Genomic DNA, 14576 nt, shown 5'->3' with positions numbered 1-14576 from the left:
GTCCGGCAGCAACGGCTCGATGCGTGCCCACTGGGCGTCAGTCAACGACACACATCAACCAACGATCAGATGATCCGAAGGAAACGGCCTAGGCGGCCTTCTCCAGGGTCACCAGGGTGAGCTTCGGGCCGAGCTCGCGGGTGGCGACCTGCTCGTACCCCTTGCTGCGGTAGAGGCGCAGATTGCCCTCGCTGCGGTGGCCGGTGAAGAGCCGGAAGCGCTTGGCGGACGCCGTCGCCTCGGCGGTGGCGGCCGCGAAGTGACGCTCGATGCCGTCGAGGAGGCGGCCGCCGAGGCCGTGCCGCCGCATGCGCGGGTGGACGATCAGCTTGGCGATCCGCACCGTGCCGTCCTCGTCGAGGCGGGCCCGCACGGAGGCGACGACCTCGTCGCCGAGCCGGGCCACGAGCCCGTGTCCCTCGGCCAGTTCGGTGCGCAGGGCGTCGAGCGACTGGGTGAGCGGTTCGATGGACCAGTCCCCGTACAGCTCCGCCTCGCTCTGGTAGCAGAGGTACTGCAGCTTCAGGATGTGCTCCGCGTCCTGCGCGTCAGCCGCTGAGATGGTCACACTCAGGCCCATGTGTGCACGCCTCCCGCTCATCTGTCGATCACCGGTTTACCGCACCCTTCCCCGTCGACCCGGGGCGGGAACCTCTGCAGCCAGCATTCTGCGCAGGCATCCCAGGCAACGGGAACGCATCGGCCCCAGACTGCCCTGTGAGATACCCAACTCTCCTGCGATTTCGCGGTAGGTGGGGTCTTCCGGGTCGAGCATCGCGGCGAGCACCTTGGGACAGCGGCCGGGCGTCCTGGTGACGGCGGCGCGCAGGGTGCGGCGGCCCTCGGCGACCAACAGGGAGTGCTCGGGGGAGCCGTGGGGCTCGGCGCCGCCGGGCTCGTGGACGGGTTCGTCCCGGTAGGGGCGTTCCCGGTCGTGGGTCCTGCGGGCGCGGCGCGCCTCCGCGCGGACGGCGCGGCGCAGCCATTCGGCGGGCCGTTCGGGGGCGGTGCCGGTCTGCCGGAGCTGCTCCAGGAGGCGGAGCCAGACGGCCTGTTCGAGGTCGCCCGGGTCGACGCCGGCGGCCGGCGCCTCGGCGTCGGACTCGGCGGAGAGGAGGGGGGCGAGGGCGGCGAGGAGGAGCCCGGGAGCGGGGGCCTGGGCGTCCGGGCGTTCCGGGGCTTCCGTGGCTTCCGGGCCTTCCCGGCGTTCCGGGGCCGGGGTGGTCTCGGGGTCCCGGGCGTCCGGGGTCTCCGGTGCGGGGGTGGTCTCGGGGGTCGTCATGACCGGCACGATGCCGGGGTGCGCGGCCGTGGTTGCGGTGCGGGGCGCAAACCACCCGGGAGGGGGGCGTACGGTCCCGCGACCGGCGTACGACCCTCTCGCCGGGCCGGCCGCGGTCGGCCGTGCGCCCCCGTCGGGTCAGTCGCGGGCGGCGAGGTCCGCGGCGGCGAGCAGGGCGGTGTCCGGGTTGTCGGAGAAGATCCCGTCGATCCCCGTCTCCAGGTACCGCTTGAGCGCTCCGAAGGCGTCCCCGTACGCCGTCGGGTCCGTGCCCCTGCGGAAGTCCGCGGGCAGGAAGGTGTTCTCGTTGCGGTGCGTGTACGGGTGGAGGATCAGCCCCTCGGCGTGCGCGTCGCGGACCAGGGTGGTCGGGGTGCCGAGCCGGCCGCTCGCGTCCTTCGGGATGACCAGGTCGAGCGTGGGGCCGATGCCCTGCGCGTACGAGGCGATCCAGCGCAGGCCCTCGGGCGTGACCAGGTCGGCGACCGTGCGCGGGTCCCCGGCCTCGACGAAGTCCCAGGGGCGGCTGCTCGCGCCGGAGAGCAGGACGACGCCCGGGGCGTCCACCAGCTTCGCCAGGCGCTGGATGCTGCTGGGCTCGAAGGACTGGAGGAAGACGGGGGAGTTCGCGCGGTGGCGGCCGTACCGGCGCAGCAGCTTCGCGAGCGGCTCCTCCAGGCCGAGGCCGAGGGAGCGGAAGTGGCTGGGGTGCTTGGTCTCGACGTGGAGCCAGATCTCGCGGCCCCGGCGGCGGCCCTCCTCCTCGGCCCAGCGCAGCACCTCCTCGAAGGTGGGGACCGTCCAGCGGCCGTCGTAGAGGGTGTTCTCCTGGCGGGTGCCGGGGATGCGCTCCTTGGCCCGCAGGGTCTTGAGCTCGGCGAGCGTGAAGTCCTCGGTGAACCAGCCGGTGAGCGGGACGCCGTCGACGGTCCTGGTGGTCTTCCGGGAGGCGAACTCGGGGTGGTCGGCGACGTCGGTGGTGCCGGTGATGTCGTTCTCGTGGCGGCAGACCAGGTGCCCGTCCCGGGTGGGGACGAGGTCCTGCTCGACGACGTGGGCGCCGAGGTCGAGGGCGTGCCGGTAGGAGCCGAGGGTGTGTTCGGGACGGTAGCCGCTGGCGCCCCGGTGGCCGATGACGGTGGGGACGGGCAGGGAGCGGTAGCCGTGGCCGCGGCCGGGCGCGCGGTCCCGGTCGGCGGCCTGCGCGGTGCCGGCCGCGAGGGCCGTGGAGGCGCCGAGGACGGTGGCGCCCGCCGCTCCGAGAACCGTCCGCCGCGCCGGGGTACGGCGTTCGCCCTGGGTCATGAGGGATCCTCCTGTGTGAGCCGCGGTGTGATGTCCCGCACCTGTCAACTGTTGTCCCCGACGCTAGGCAGTGGGGCCCTACGGGCGGCGGACCTGGGCGGAACATGGCGGAAACACGCGTCAACACTCCGTATCCGTCCGGTGAACCCGATGTGCGCACGAGGGTGACCCGCGAGTATCGTCGCCAGCTGCAACCCTCGTATCGACAACTCGACCGACCCGCTTCCCACCGGAGGAACCGTTGTCCCGTCTCGCGATCATCAAGGCAGTGCTCGGGCCGGTCATGCGCCTGATGTTCCGCCCCCGCGTGGAGGGCGCCGAGAACATCCCCGGGACGGGTCCCGTGATCCTCGCGGGCAACCACCTGACCTTCATCGACTCGATGATCATGCCGATCTGCCTGGACCGTCCGGTCTACTTCATCGGCAAGGACGAGTACGTGACGGGCAAGGGCCTCAAGGGCCGGGCGATGGCCTGGTTCTTCACCAGCGTCGGCATGATCCCGGTGGACCGGGACGGCGGCCGCGGCGGCGTGGCGGCGCTGATGACGGGCCGTCGGGTGCTCGAGGAGGGCAAGATCTTCTCGATCTACCCGGAGGGCACCCGCTCCCCCGACGGCCGGCTGTACCGGGGCCGTACGGGCATCGCGCGGCTGACCCTGATGACGGGGGCGCCGGTGGTGCCGTTCGCCATGATCGGCACCGACAAGATCCAGCCGGGCGGGTCGGGCTTCCCGCGCCCGGGCCGGGTGACGGTCCGCTTCGGCGAGGCGATGGAGTTCTCGCGGTACGACGGGATGGACCGCGACCGGTACGTCCTGCGGGCGGTGACGGACTCGGTGATGGCCGAGGTGATGCGGCTGTCCGGGCAGGAGTACGTCGACATGTACGCCACGAAGGCGAAGGCGGCGTAGCCCTCACGCGTGACGGTGCCCCCGTACGGCCGAACCGTACGGGGGCACCGCGCGTTTCCGGCGGCTGCGGGCGTCAGTGCTCGACGCCGTCCTCCAGCTTCTGGCCCCTGAGCAGGAACCAGGCCGCGACCGCCGTGGCGAGGAGGACCGCCGCGCCGACGCCTGCCGCGATCCGCAGGCCGTCGACGAAGGCGTCCTGGGCGGAGGCGACCAGGGCGGTCGCCGTCTCGGGGGCGAGGCCGCCGGAGGCCTCGACCGCGCCGCCGAGCGACTCGTGGGCGGCCGACGCGGTGTCCGAGGGGACGCCGGCCGGGGTGGCGAAGCCCCGGTAGACGCCGGTCACGATGGAGCCGAGGACGGCGATGCCGAGCGCGGCGCCCAGTTCGTACGCGGTCTCGGAGACGGCGGAGGCGGATCCGGCCTGCTCCTTCGGGACGCTGGAGAGGATCACGTCGGCGGTCACGGTGAAGGAGAAGCCCGCGCCCACGCCGACGACGAGGAGGCTCGCGCCGAGCAGCGGGTAGCCGGTGCCCCGGTCGAGCGTCGTCAGGACGGCGAGGGCGAGGCCGACCGCCGCGAGACCGCCGGCCACCACGGACCGTACGGAGTAGCGGCGGGCCACGACGCCGGCGATCAGACCGGTCGTCACGGCGCCGATCGCGGCCGGCAGTTCGGCGAGACCGGCCTCCAGGGGCTGGCGGCCCTGGACCAGCTGGAAGAACTGGGACAGGAAGAACACCAGGCCGGAGAGGCCCAGGACGGTCAGCAGGTCGGCGAGGACGGCGCCGGAGAAGCCGCGGTGGCGGAAGAGGCGCATGTCCAGGAGCGGCGCGGACAGGGTCAGCTGCCTGCGGACGAACCAGGTCAGGGCGGCGGCGCCGACGAGGGCGGCGGCTCCGGCGTCGAGGGAGAGGCCGTGGGAGGCCAGCTCCTTGACGGCGTAGACGACTCCGATGACTCCGACGAGGGAGAGGGCGACGCTGGGGAGGTCCCAGGGGCCGTGGTTCGGGCTCTTCGACTCGGGGATCAGCCTGGCGCCGACGAGGACGAGGATGGCCATGACGGGCAGGTTGATGAGGAAGACCGAGCCCCACCAGAAGTGCTCCAGGAGGAACCCGCCGACGACCGGTCCGACGGCGGCGCCGGCCGAGGCCATGGCGCCCCAGACGCCGATGGCGAGGCTGCGCTCGCGCGGGTCGTGGAAGAGGTTGCGGATGAGCGCGAGGGTCGACGGCATGAGGGTCGCCCCGGCGACGCCGAGGAGGGCGCGGGCGACGATCATCATCTCGGGGCTGGTGGCGTAGGCGTTCAGGACCGAGAGGGCGCCGAAGGCGGTGGCGCCGATCAGCAGCAGCTTCTTGCGGCCGATGCGGTCGCCGAGGCTGCCCATGGAGACCAGGAGTCCGGCGATGACGAAGGAGTAGACGTCGCCGATCCAGAGGAGCTGGGTGCCGGAGGGCTTGAGGTCCTCGGAGAGGAAGGGGGTGGCGAGGCCGAGCACCGTGGCGTCGACCGCCACGAGGAGGACGGCCAGGACGAGCACGGAGAGGGCGAGCCACCGGCCGGGGCGGTGCACGCCCTCGATATGGCTCTCGGCCCTGATGCTGCTGGTGATCACTTCTCCACGCTCCTGCGCGCTCCGCCGAGCAGCAGCTCGGCGATCATGTACTGGAAGTCCTTGGCGGCGACCCGGCCGTCCTGCACGGCCCAGGCGCCGGAACCGACGAGCCCGTAGAAGGCCTCGGTGAGCCAGGCGGGGGTCAGGTCGATGCGGAAGGCGCCTTGCTCCTGTCCGCGCCGGAAGAGCGCGGAGACGCGGGCGTCGAGGCGTTCCCAGCCCTCGTTCTGCTGGTCGCCCTCGAAGAGCTGGTTCTCGGTGACGAGGAACGACAGCAGGGGGGCGACGGGCTCGACCTCGGCGACGAGCCGCCGTACGGCCTCGTCGGCGGGCCCCTCCTCGATGCGGGCCCGGTCGTGGGCCGCCTCCAACTCCTGGAGCCCGAGCTCCTCCAGCGCCCGCACCAGGGCGTCCCGCCCGGCGAAGTGCCGGTGCAACGTGGCCCGCCCGATCCCGGCGGCCCGGGCGACCTCGTCCATGGTGGCGGTCGCCTTGCGGGTGAGGAGGGCGGCGGCGGCGCGGAGCACCTGGGTGCGATCGACTGACATGAGACAAGCGTACACCGCGTGAGACATGGACGTCTCATTCGATATGTCAAAGCCTCACCGGAGGGGGCGAAACCGCTGTGGGTGCGGCTCGATCCCGAGCACGGCGGCGAGCCGCTCGCGCCGGTGGAGGCGTACGAGCCGGTGTGGGCGACGGCCTGGAAGGGCGGGGCGAACGACTGGATCGGACCCCGGCTCGGGCTGCCGGAGCTGCCGTTCGTCGACCGGCCCCGGATGCACGGAAAGGCCCCTCGCGGGACCTTCCGGAAGACGCAGTACACCCTGGAGCACGCGGCGGGGCGGCCGTTCGCCCGGATCGACGACGACATCCCCCCGTACGACCACGCGTACGCGGAGCGGAACCACCTCGCCGCCGCCCCGTTGCTGCGCGTCGACGAACGGATCGGGCCGACCCGGCCGGACTTCGACGCGCTCGCGGAGCGGGCGGCGGCGCTGTGACGTGCCGAGGGCTACTTCTTGGCCTCGGCCCAGGCGTGCTGGATCACCAGGTCCGCCTTGACCTCGACCAGCTGGGTGGCGACCGCCGAGGGGGCGGTGCCGCCGCGGCCGTTGCGGGAGGCGAGGGCGCCGGGGACGTCGAGGACGGTGCGGACCTCGGGGGTGAGGTGTTCGGAGATCTTGGCGAACTGCTCGTCCGTGAGCTCGTCCAGCTCCTTGCCCTCGGACTCGGCGACCTTCACGCACTCGCCGGCCACCTCGTGCGCCACCCGGAACGGCACGCCCTGCTTGACCAGCCATTCGGCGATGTCGGTCGCGAGGGAGAAGCCGGCCGGGGCCAGTTCCTCCATCCGGGCGCGGTTGACCGTGAGCGTCGCCATCATGCCGGTGAAGGCCGGGAGCAGGACCTCCAGCTGGTCGCAGGAGTCGAAGACCGGCTCCTTGTCCTCCTGGAGGTCCCGGTTGTAGGCGAGCGGGAGGGCCTTGAGGGTGGCCATCAGGCCGGAGAGGTTGCCGATGAGGCGGCCGGACTTGCCGCGCGCCAGCTCGGCGATGTCCGGGTTCTTCTTCTGCGGCATGATCGACGAGCCGGTGGAGAAGGCGTCGTGCAGGGTCACGAAGGAGAACTCCTTCGTGTTCCAGAGGATGATCTCCTCGGCGATCCGCGAGAGGTTGACGCCGATCATCGCCGTGATGAAGGCGAACTCGGCGACGAAGTCCCGGGAGGCCGTGCCGTCGATCGAGTTGCCGACCGAACCCCGCTCGAAGCCGAGGTCCTTCGCCACCGCCTCCGGGTCGAGTCCGAGGGAGGAGCCCGCGAGGGCGCCGGAGCCGTACGGGGAGACCGCCGTCCGGGTGTCCCACTGCCGCAGCCGCTCGGCGTCCCGGGAGAGGGCCTGGGCGTGGGCGAGGACGTGGTGGGCGAAGAGCACCGGCTGGGCGTGCTGGAGGTGCGTACGACCGGGCATGGCGACGTCCGGGTGGGCCTCGGCGAGGCCGACGAGGGCGTCCTGGAGGTCGGCGACGAGACCGCCGATGATCCGGGCGTGGTCGCGCAGGTACATGCGGAAGAGGGTCGCGACCTGGTCGTTCCGGGACCGGCCGGCGCGCAGCTTGCCGCCGAGCTCGACGCCGAGGCGCTCCAGGAGGCCCCGCTCCAGGGCGGTGTGGACGTCCTCGTCGGCGAGGGTGCCGACGAAGGAGCCGTCGGCGACGTCCGCCTCCAGCCGGTCGAGTCCGGCGATCATGCGGGTCAGCTCGTCCTCGGTGAGCAGCCCGGCCTTGTGCAGCACGCGCGCGTGGGCACGGGAGCCGGCGATGTCGTACGGCGCGAGACGCCAGTCGAAGTGGACCGAAGCGGAGAGCTTCGCCAGGGCCTCGGCGGGGCCGTCGGCGAACCGTCCGCCCCAGAGCCGGACGTCACCGTTGTTGCTGCTCACTGCTGCTCCTCGATCGAACGTGGGCGGATGACGCGGGGTCGATACTGATGGGCATAACTATGCGGAGCGCCGTATGTTTTGTCAATCGTGGTCCGGGGGCGGCGAAATGCGGAGGCGTCCCGGTTCACCCTGCCCCTACGCTCCGCCCAGGGAGGACACCGACACCGCAGCAGCCGTCCGACCGGCCCGGGGCACACCGCTCACCTCGGCGATCGACACGTCGGACGCCTCCGCCTGGACGGGCCTCGACCTCGCCGTGCGGCGGCTCGCCCGCACCCGCCCGTCCGCGCTGCCGGACCACGCCTGGGCGACCCGCCGTCGCTTCCCCTGGCCGTGGGACGCGCCGCTGCCCACCCCGAACCCCTCCCGGCGCGAACCCGTCGGGCCCCGGCTCGCCCTCGCGCTCTGCCACCCCGACGGCCGGATGCGCGAGGCGGCCCTGCGCCGCGCGGCCCTCCTTCCGGCTCCGGTCCTGCGGCCGCTGCTGCCCCTCGTGGCGATCCGCTGCGCGGACTGGGCGCAGCCGGTGCGCGAGCCGGCCCGCGACCTGCTGCGGACCGCCCTCCCCGGCGCAGGACCCGACGTGATCGGCGTCCTGGCGCCCGTCGTCCTGCGCGTCTCCGCGCGCCGCCACGGGGAGGCCGCCCGCACGCTCCTCGAAACCGCGCTCCGGGAGGGCCCGGCACCGGTACTCGAAACCGTCCTCGTCCACGACGACCGGACGATCCGGCGTCTGGCGCACCGGATCGCGGTCGAGCGGCGGCACCTCTCCCCCGAGCGGTTCGCCGAGGCCGCCGCCACCGACCCGGACGCGGTGATCCAGGACGTCTGCGCGGACGGCGCGGTCGCCGGGGTGGGCCCGGAGACCGGGGACGGGATGCTGCTCCCGCTCCTCCGCTCCCCGCACCCGCGGGTGCGCGCCGCGGGCGTGACGGCGCTGCGCCGGGCCGGCCGCCCCGAGGACGCCGAGGCGTTCCTCGCGGACCGCTCGGCGTTGGTGCGGGCGTGCGCGCGGTACGTGCTGCGGCAGTACGGCGTCGAGGCCGCCCCGCTCCACCGGGCCCTGTGCGCCGGCGGGGCGGTGCCCCCGGCCGCGCCCCTCGGACTCGCCGAGTGCGGCGCGCGGGACGACGCCGCCCTGCTGCGGGACCTCACGGACCACCCGCACCCGGGCGTGCGCGCCGGCGCCGTGGCCGGGCTGCGCGTCCTCGAAGCGGTGGACGAGGAGCGCCTGATGCCGCTCCTCGACGACCCCGCGCCCGGGGTCGTACGGGAGACGGTGACCGCCCTCGTTCCGTTCGCGGACCGGCTTCCGGTGCCGGAGCTGCGGGCTCGGCTCGATGCGGATCGGCCCCGGCACGTGCGCGTGGGGGCGTTCCGGCTGCTGGTGGCGCATCACGGTCCGGACCTGCGGGAGATCGCCCGGACGCTGATCGACGATGCCGAGCCGAAGCTGCGGGCCGACTCCCGGGCGCTGCTGCGGAGCTGACACCGCGAGGGGCGGTCGCGCCCTTCCGCCGGAGGGGGCTCGCCGAGGGCGCCTCGCGCCGGCAGGGCACGAACACCACGCCCACCGGGCTCTACCGGCTGCCGTACGCCTTCGGGGTGCGGGCGAGGCCCGCCGGGACCCGTCTCCCGTACGCCCGGGTCGCCGAGCGGTCCTGGTGGTGCCAGGACAACGCGTCCCGCGCGTACGACCGCTGGGTCGAGGGGCTGCCCCGCGACTGCCGGGCCGCCGAGGCCGGGCATCTCGTCGCGTGCGGCACGCAGTACGCGTACGCGCTCGTCATCGACTACGACTACGACTACGACTACGAGCGTCCGGTGCGCGGGCGCGGGGCCGGGATCTTCCTGCACGTCGACGGGCGCGGGGCGACGGCCGGTCGCGCCTCCGTGCCGGCCGACGCGATGCGCGCGGTCCTCGCCTGGGCGGATCCCGCGCGCCGACCGCACATCGCCGTCGGAACGCGGGGCGGTCCGACGGCGATCACGCGGTACTGGGTTCCGAGGGCTACTTCTGCGCCAGCTTCAGCAGGTGGTCGGCGAGTGCCTGCCCGCCGACCGGGTCGCGGCTGATGAGCAGCAGGGTGTCGTCACCCGCGATCGTGCCGAGGATGGCGTGGAGTTCGGCCTGGTCGATGGCCGACGCGAGGAACTGGGCGGCGCCCGGCGGGGTCCGCAGCACCACCAGGTTGGCGGACGCCTCGGCGGAGATCAGCAGTTCGCCGGAGAGGCGGCGCATGCGCTCCTCCTTGGCGGACTCGCCGAGCGGCGCCTGCGGGGTGCGGAAACCGCCCTCGCTGGGCACCGCGTAGATCAGCTCGCCGCCGGTGTTGCGGATCTTCACCGCCCCGAGTTCGTCGAGGTCGCGGCTGAGCGTCGCCTGGGTGACGCTCAGGCCGTCGTCCGAGAGGAGCTTGGCGAGCTGGCTCTGCGAGCGCACCGGCTGCCGGTTGAGGATGTCGACGATCCTGCGGTGGCGTGCGGTGCGGGTCTGCGGAACGGACGGCCCTCCGTGCTCGTTCTCCTGCGCGTCGGTCATCGTCGTCTCATTCTCCGGTTCGTCCTTGCCCGTTCGCCTCGTCCAGGACCCCGGGCAGCGCCTGGAGGAAGGCGTCCGCCTCGGCGTCGGTGAGGACCAGCGGAGGCATGATCCGTACGACGTCGGGGGCGGGCGCGTTCACCAGGAGGCCGGCGTCCTGGGCCGCCTGCTGCACCTGGGGTGCGAGGGGCCCGGTGAGCACGATACCCAGCAGGAGGCCCGCACCACGGACGTGGGAGACCAGCGGATGCCCCAGACCCTCGATTCCCTGGCGCAGCCGCTCCCCGACCGACTTCACGTGGTCGAGGGCCGCGTCGGCGCCGAGGGTGTCCAGGACGGCGAGTCCGGCGGCGCAGGCGACCGGGTTGCCGCCGAAGGTGGTGCCGTGGTGGCCCGGCGCGAAGAGTTCCGCGGCCTCGCCGAAGGCGACCGTCGCGCCGAGGGGCAGGCCGCCGCCGAGGCCCTTGGCGAGGGTCACGACGTCGGGCTCGACGCCCTCGTGCGCCTGGTGCTCGAACCAGTGGCCGCACCGGCCGATGCCGGTCTGCACCTCGTCGAGGACGAGCAGGGTGCCGGTGGCGCGGGTGATCTCGCGGGCCGCCTTGAGATAACCGGCGGGCGGGACGACGACGCCGTTCTCGCCCTGGACGGGCTCGATGATGACGAAGGCGGTGTTCTCGGTGACCGCGGCCCGCAGCGCCTCCACGTCCCCGTACGGGACGTGGGTGACGTCACCGGGGAGCGGCAGGAACGGGGTCTGCTTGCCGGGCTGGCCGGTGAGCGCCAGGGAGCCCATGGTCCGGCCGTGGAAGCCGCCGTCGGTGGCGACCATGCGGGAGCGGCCGGTGAGCCGGCCGATCTTGAACGCGGCCTCGTTGGCCTCGGCGCCCGAGTTGCAGAAGAAGACCTTGCCGGGCCGGCCGAAGAGGCTCAGGAGCCGCTCGGCGAGGGCGACGGGCGGCTCGGCGACGAAGAGGTTGGAGACGTGGCCGAGGGACGCGATCTGCTGCGACACGGCCTCGACGACCGCCGGGTGGGCGTGGCCGAGGGCGTTGACGGCGATGCCGCCGACGAAGTCCAGGTACTCCTTGCCGTCGGCGTCCCAGACCTTGGCGCCCTCGCCGCGGACGAGCGGCAGCCGGGGGGTGCCGTAGTTGTCCATGAGCGAACCCTGCCACCGCCGGGTCAGCTCGGTGTTGCCGGTCATCGGTTCCCCTGTCCGTCCGGCACGACCATCGTGCCGATGCCCTCGTCGGTGAAGATCTCCAGCAGGATCGAGTGCTGGACCCGGCCGTCGATGACGCGGGCCGTGGTGACCCCGTTCCGTACGGCGTGCAGGCAGCCCTCCATCTTGGGGACCATGCCGCTGGAGAGGTCGGGCAGGAGCTTCTCCAGCTGCGTCGCGGTCAGCCTGCTGATGACCTCGTCGCTGTTCGGCCAGTCCTCGTAGAGGCCCTCGACGTCGGTCAGGACCATCAGGGTCTCGGCACCCAGCGCCGCAGCGAGTGCCGCAGCCGCCGTATCAGCATTGACGTTGTAGACATGTCCGTCGTCCTGGGAGCGGGCGATGGAGGAGATGACCGGGATCCGGCCGTCCTCCAGGAGCGCTTCGATGGCTCCGGTCTCTATGGCGGTGATCTCGCCGACGCGGCCGATGTCGACGCGCTCGCCCTCGATGACCGGCTGGTGCTTGGTGGCGGTGATGGTGTGGGCGTCCTCGCCGGTCATGCCGACGGCGAACGGCCCGTGCTGGTTGAGCAGCCCGACGAGCTCGCGCTGGACCTGGCCGGCGAGGACCATCCGTACGACGTCCATGGCCTCGGGCGTGGTGACCCGGAGGCCGGCCTTGAACTCGCTGACCAGGCCCGCCTGGTCGAGGGCGCGGTTGATCTGGGGGCCGCCGCCGTGCACGACGACCGGCTTGAGGCCGGCGTGCCTCAGGAAGACGACGTCCTGGGCGAAGGCGGCCTTGAGGTCGTCGTCGATCATGGCGTTGCCGCCGAACTTGATGACGACGGTCTTGCCGTGGTGGCGGGTGAGCCAGGGCAGGGCCTCGATCAAGGTCTGGGCCTTCGGGAGGGCGGTGTGTTTCCGCGCGGTGTTGCTCATGACGAGTACGCGCTGTTCTCGTGGACGTAGTCGGCGGTGAGGTCGTTCGCCCAGATGACGGCGGACTCCGCGCCGGCCGCGAGGTCGGCGGTGACGGTGACCTCCCGGTAGCGCATGTCGACCAGGTCGCGGTCCTCGCCGACGGAGCCGTTCTTGCAGACCCAGACGCCGTTGATGGCGACGTTCAGCTCGTCGGGCTCGAAGGCGGCGGAGGTGGTGCCGATGGCGGAGAGCACCCGGCCCCAGTTGGGGTCCTCGCCGTGGATGGCGCACTTGAGGAGGTTGTTGCGGGCGATGGAGCGGCCCACCTCGACGGCGTCGTCCTCGGTCGCGGCGTTGATCACCTCGATGCGGATGTCCTTGCTGGCGCCCTCGGCGTCGCCGATGAGCTGCCGGGCGAGGTCGGCGCACACCTCCTGGACGGCCCGGGCGAACTCGTCCTGGTCCGGGGTGACGCCGGCGGCTCCGGAGGCGAGCAGCAGCACCGTGTCGTTGGTGGACATGCAGCCGTCGGAGTCGACCCGGTCGAAGGTGAGCCGGGTGGAGTGGCGCAGCGCCGCGTCGAGGCCCTTGGCGTCCACGTCGGCGTCGGTGGTGAGGACGACGAGCATGGTGGCGAGGCCCGGGGCGAGCATGCCCGCGCCCTTGGCCATGCCGCCGACCGTCCAGCCGTCCTTGGTCACCACGGCCGTCTTGTGGACGGTGTCGGTGGTCTTGATGGCGATGGCGGCCTTCTCGCCGCCGTGCTCGGAGAGTTCGGCCGCGGCCTTCTCCACGCCGGGGAGCAGCTTGTCCATCGGGAGCAGGAGCCCGATGAGGCCGGTGGAGGCGACGGCGACCTCGCCGGCGCCGATGCCCGGACCCTTCTCGCTCAGGACGGCCGCGACCTTCTCGGCGGTGGCGTGGGTGTCCTGGAAGCCCTGGGGGCCGGTGCAGGCGTTGGCGCCGCCGGAGTTGAGGACGACGGCGGTCAGCTCGCCGTCGGCGAGGACCTGCTGGGACCAGAGGACCGGGGCGGCCTTGACGCGGTTGGAGGTGAAGACTCCCGCGGCGGCGCGGCGGGGCCCGGTGTTGACCACGAGGGCCAGGTCCGGGTTGCCGTTCTGCTTGATCCCGGCGGCGATGCCCGCCGCCGTGAATCCCTTCGCTGCGGTGACGCTCATGGAGCGACTCCAATCGTGGAAAGTCCGGTGTCCTCGGGAAGACCGAGGGCGATGTTCATGCTCTGCACCGCGCCACCGGCGGTGCCCTTGGTGAGGTTGTCGATGGCGCTGATGGCGATGATCCGGTTCGCGTTGGCGTCGTACGCGACCTGGATCTGAACGGCGTTGGAACCGTGGACGGACGACGTGGCGGGCCACTGCCCCTCGGGGAGCAGGTGGACGAAGGGCTCGTCCGCGTAGGCCTTCTCGTACGCGGCCCGTACGGACTCGGCGGTGACGCCGGGCTTCGCGGTGGCCGTGCAGGTGGCGAGGATGCCGCGGGGCATCGGGGCCAGGGTGGGCGTGAAGGAGACGGTGACCCGCTCCCCCGCCGGCCCGCTGAGGTTCTGGATCATCTCGGGCGTGTGGCGGTGGCCGCCTCCGACGCCGTACGGGGACATGTTGCCCATGACCTCGCTGCCGAGCAGGTGCGGCTTGAGCGCCTTGCCGGCGCCGGAGGTGCCGGAGGCGGCGACGATCACGGCCTCGGGCTCGGCGAGGCCGGCCCCGTACGCCGGGAAGAGCGCGAGCGAGACGGCGGTCGGGTAGCAGCCGGGGACCGCGACGCGCTTGGACCCCTCCAGGGCGGCGCGGGCGCCCGGCAGTTCGGGGAGGCCGTAGGGCCAGGTCCCCGCGTGCGGGGAGCCGTAGTACGTCTCCCAGTCGGCCGGGTCCCTGAGGCGGAAGTCGGCGCCCATGTCGACGACGAGCACGTCGGGTCCGAGCTGCTCGGCGACGGCGGCGGACTGGCCGTGCGGCAGCGCGAGGAAGACCACGTCGTGTCCGGCGAGCTCCTCGGCGGTGGTGGGCGCGAGGACGCGGTCGGCGAGCGGGAGCAGATGGGGCTGGAGGGCCCCGAGTCGCTGGCCGGCGTTGGAGTGGCCGGTCAGCGTCCCGATCTCCACGTGGGGGTGGGCGAGGAGGAGACGCAGGAGCTCTCCGCCCGCGTATCCGCTCGCACCCGCCACTGCTACTCGTACCGTCATCGAAACCCTCCTCATGGATGGCATGACTATACGTAGCGACGAACTTTTATGCAACGATCACCGGAGAGGCGGGCCACAGCGCCGCGCCGGGCCCCGTCCGGCGCCTCGGCGGGGCGGATCCCCGTCCGGCGGTCCGGGCGCGGCGCGCCCCCTCCGTCGCGACCCCTCCGCGAGGG

Annotated in this window: 14 protein-coding genes and 1 pseudogene; 4 read left to right on the top strand and 11 right to left on the bottom strand. The window is 72.9% G+C overall.

Annotated features, from left to right (window positions below; translation table 11 throughout):
- Positions 1-88: 88 nt before the first annotated feature.
- From ACZ66Z_RS30300 to ACZ66Z_RS30290, 3 genes are all read right to left on the bottom strand, one after another.
- A complete protein-coding gene (locus tag ACZ66Z_RS30300) occupies positions 89-580 on the bottom strand; it encodes a GNAT family N-acetyltransferase (protein ID WP_469938584.1) in 492 nt (163 codons plus the stop codon).
- A 36-nt stretch (positions 581-616) separates the two neighbouring features.
- Positions 617-1282, bottom strand: a complete 666-nt coding sequence (locus tag ACZ66Z_RS30295; RefSeq protein ID WP_469938582.1) for a sigma-70 RNA polymerase sigma factor region 4 domain-containing protein — start codon at positions 1280-1282, stop codon at positions 617-619.
- Between the two features lie 138 nt (positions 1283-1420).
- On the bottom strand, positions 1421-2587 hold the full coding sequence (locus tag ACZ66Z_RS30290; RefSeq protein ID WP_469938580.1) for a glycerophosphodiester phosphodiesterase: 1167 nt from the start codon (positions 2585-2587) through the stop codon (positions 1421-1423).
- A gap of 241 nt (positions 2588-2828) precedes the next feature.
- On the opposite strand from ACZ66Z_RS30290, the gene ACZ66Z_RS30285 reads away from it, so the two are divergent.
- Positions 2829-3500, top strand: a complete 672-nt coding sequence (locus tag ACZ66Z_RS30285; protein ID WP_469938579.1) for a lysophospholipid acyltransferase family protein — start codon at positions 2829-2831, stop codon at positions 3498-3500.
- A 73-nt stretch (positions 3501-3573) separates the two neighbouring features.
- Here ACZ66Z_RS30285 and ACZ66Z_RS30280 read toward each other — a convergent pair whose 3' ends face one another.
- Positions 3574-5115 (bottom strand): MFS transporter, encoded by a 1542-nt coding sequence (locus ACZ66Z_RS30280; protein ID WP_469938595.1) that lies wholly within the window; start codon positions 5113-5115, stop codon positions 3574-3576.
- Positions 5115-5666 (bottom strand): TetR/AcrR family transcriptional regulator, encoded by a 552-nt coding sequence (locus ACZ66Z_RS30275; RefSeq protein ID WP_469938578.1) that lies wholly within the window; start codon positions 5664-5666, stop codon positions 5115-5117. Before ACZ66Z_RS30275 ends, ACZ66Z_RS30280 begins: the two co-directional genes overlap by 1 nt.
- Positions 5667-5747: 81 nt before the next feature.
- On the opposite strand from ACZ66Z_RS30275, the gene ACZ66Z_RS30270 reads away from it, so the two are divergent.
- Positions 5748-6122 carry a hypothetical protein gene (locus ACZ66Z_RS30270; RefSeq protein ID WP_469938577.1) on the top strand — a complete coding sequence of 125 codons (375 nt, stop codon included), beginning with the start codon at positions 5748-5750 and terminating at the stop codon, positions 6120-6122.
- 11 nt (positions 6123-6133) lie between these two features.
- Here the strand turns inward: ACZ66Z_RS30270 and argH are convergent, their stop codons facing one another.
- Positions 6134-7561: an argininosuccinate lyase gene (gene argH / locus ACZ66Z_RS30265; RefSeq protein WP_469938575.1), complete on the bottom strand. Its 1428-nt coding sequence runs from the start codon at positions 7559-7561 to the stop codon at positions 6134-6136.
- A gap of 106 nt (positions 7562-7667) precedes the next feature.
- Here argH and ACZ66Z_RS30260 point away from each other — a divergent pair, with 106 nt between their 5' ends.
- Positions 7668-9050: a hypothetical protein gene (locus tag ACZ66Z_RS30260; RefSeq protein WP_469938573.1), complete on the top strand. Its 1383-nt coding sequence runs from the start codon at positions 7668-7670 to the stop codon at positions 9048-9050.
- A gap of 11 nt (positions 9051-9061) precedes the next feature.
- Positions 9062-9559: pseudogene (locus tag ACZ66Z_RS30255) on the top strand (hypothetical protein); the annotation flags it as partial.
- A 13-nt stretch (positions 9560-9572) separates the two neighbouring features.
- Here ACZ66Z_RS30255 and ACZ66Z_RS30250 read toward each other — a convergent pair.
- Genes ACZ66Z_RS30250 through argC form a run of 5 tightly spaced genes read right to left on the bottom strand, consistent with a single transcriptional unit; the run spans position 9573 to position 14400 of the window.
- Entirely contained in the window at positions 9573-10103 is a 531-nt protein-coding gene (locus tag ACZ66Z_RS30250) for an arginine repressor (RefSeq protein ID WP_073818527.1), read from the bottom strand.
- A gap of 7 nt (positions 10104-10110) precedes the next feature.
- Entirely contained in the window at positions 10111-11310 is a 1200-nt protein-coding gene (locus tag ACZ66Z_RS30245) for an acetylornithine transaminase (RefSeq protein ID WP_469938572.1), read from the bottom strand.
- A complete protein-coding gene (argB, locus tag ACZ66Z_RS30240) occupies positions 11307-12212 on the bottom strand; it encodes an acetylglutamate kinase (RefSeq protein ID WP_467122901.1) in 906 nt (301 codons plus the stop codon). Before argB ends, ACZ66Z_RS30245 begins: the two co-directional genes overlap by 4 nt.
- A complete protein-coding gene (gene argJ / locus ACZ66Z_RS30235) occupies positions 12209-13375 on the bottom strand; it encodes a bifunctional glutamate N-acetyltransferase/amino-acid acetyltransferase ArgJ (protein WP_469938571.1) in 1167 nt (388 codons plus the stop codon). The genes argB and argJ overlap by 4 nt, the downstream gene beginning before the upstream one ends.
- Positions 13372-14400 carry an N-acetyl-gamma-glutamyl-phosphate reductase gene (gene argC, locus ACZ66Z_RS30230; protein ID WP_469938569.1) on the bottom strand — a complete coding sequence of 343 codons (1029 nt, stop codon included), beginning with the start codon at positions 14398-14400 and terminating at the stop codon, positions 13372-13374. Before argC ends, argJ begins: the two co-directional genes overlap by 4 nt.
- Positions 14401-14576 lie beyond the last annotated feature (176 nt).

Source organism: Streptomyces sp. NPDC107498 (genome assembly GCF_055582805.1).
The sequence above is the reverse complement of the archived record's forward strand: the minus strand, read 5'-3'. Positions and strand labels throughout refer to the sequence as shown.

What these genes read in the sequence shown, in the direction of transcription:
- ACZ66Z_RS30290 (WP_469938580.1), bottom strand. Translation starts at nt 2,587, where the DNA reads ATGACCCAGGGCGAACGCCGTACCCCGGCGCGGCGGACGGTTCTCGGA.
- ACZ66Z_RS30260 (WP_469938573.1), top strand. Translation starts at nt 7,668, where the DNA reads ATGCGGAGGCGTCCCGGTTCACCCTGCCCCTACGCTCCGCCCAGGGAG.
- ACZ66Z_RS30245 (WP_469938572.1), bottom strand. Translation starts at nt 11,310, where the DNA reads ATGACCGGCAACACCGAGCTGACCCGGCGGTGGCAGGGTTCGCTCATG.
- argJ (WP_469938571.1), bottom strand. Translation starts at nt 13,375, where the DNA reads ATGAGCGTCACCGCAGCGAAGGGATTCACGGCGGCGGGCATCGCCGCC.
- argB (WP_467122901.1), bottom strand. Translation starts at nt 12,212, where the DNA reads ATGAGCAACACCGCGCGGAAACACACCGCCCTCCCGAAGGCCCAGACC.
- ACZ66Z_RS30250 (WP_073818527.1), bottom strand. Translation starts at nt 10,103, where the DNA reads ATGACCGACGCGCAGGAGAACGAGCACGGAGGGCCGTCCGTTCCGCAG.
- argC (WP_469938569.1), bottom strand. Translation starts at nt 14,400, where the DNA reads ATGACGGTACGAGTAGCAGTGGCGGGTGCGAGCGGATACGCGGGCGGA.
- ACZ66Z_RS30295 (WP_469938582.1), bottom strand. Translation starts at nt 1,282, where the DNA reads ATGACGACCCCCGAGACCACCCCCGCACCGGAGACCCCGGACGCCCGG.
- ACZ66Z_RS30300 (WP_469938584.1), bottom strand. Translation starts at nt 580, where the DNA reads ATGGGCCTGAGTGTGACCATCTCAGCGGCTGACGCGCAGGACGCGGAG.
- ACZ66Z_RS30275 (WP_469938578.1), bottom strand. Translation starts at nt 5,666, where the DNA reads ATGTCAGTCGATCGCACCCAGGTGCTCCGCGCCGCCGCCGCCCTCCTC.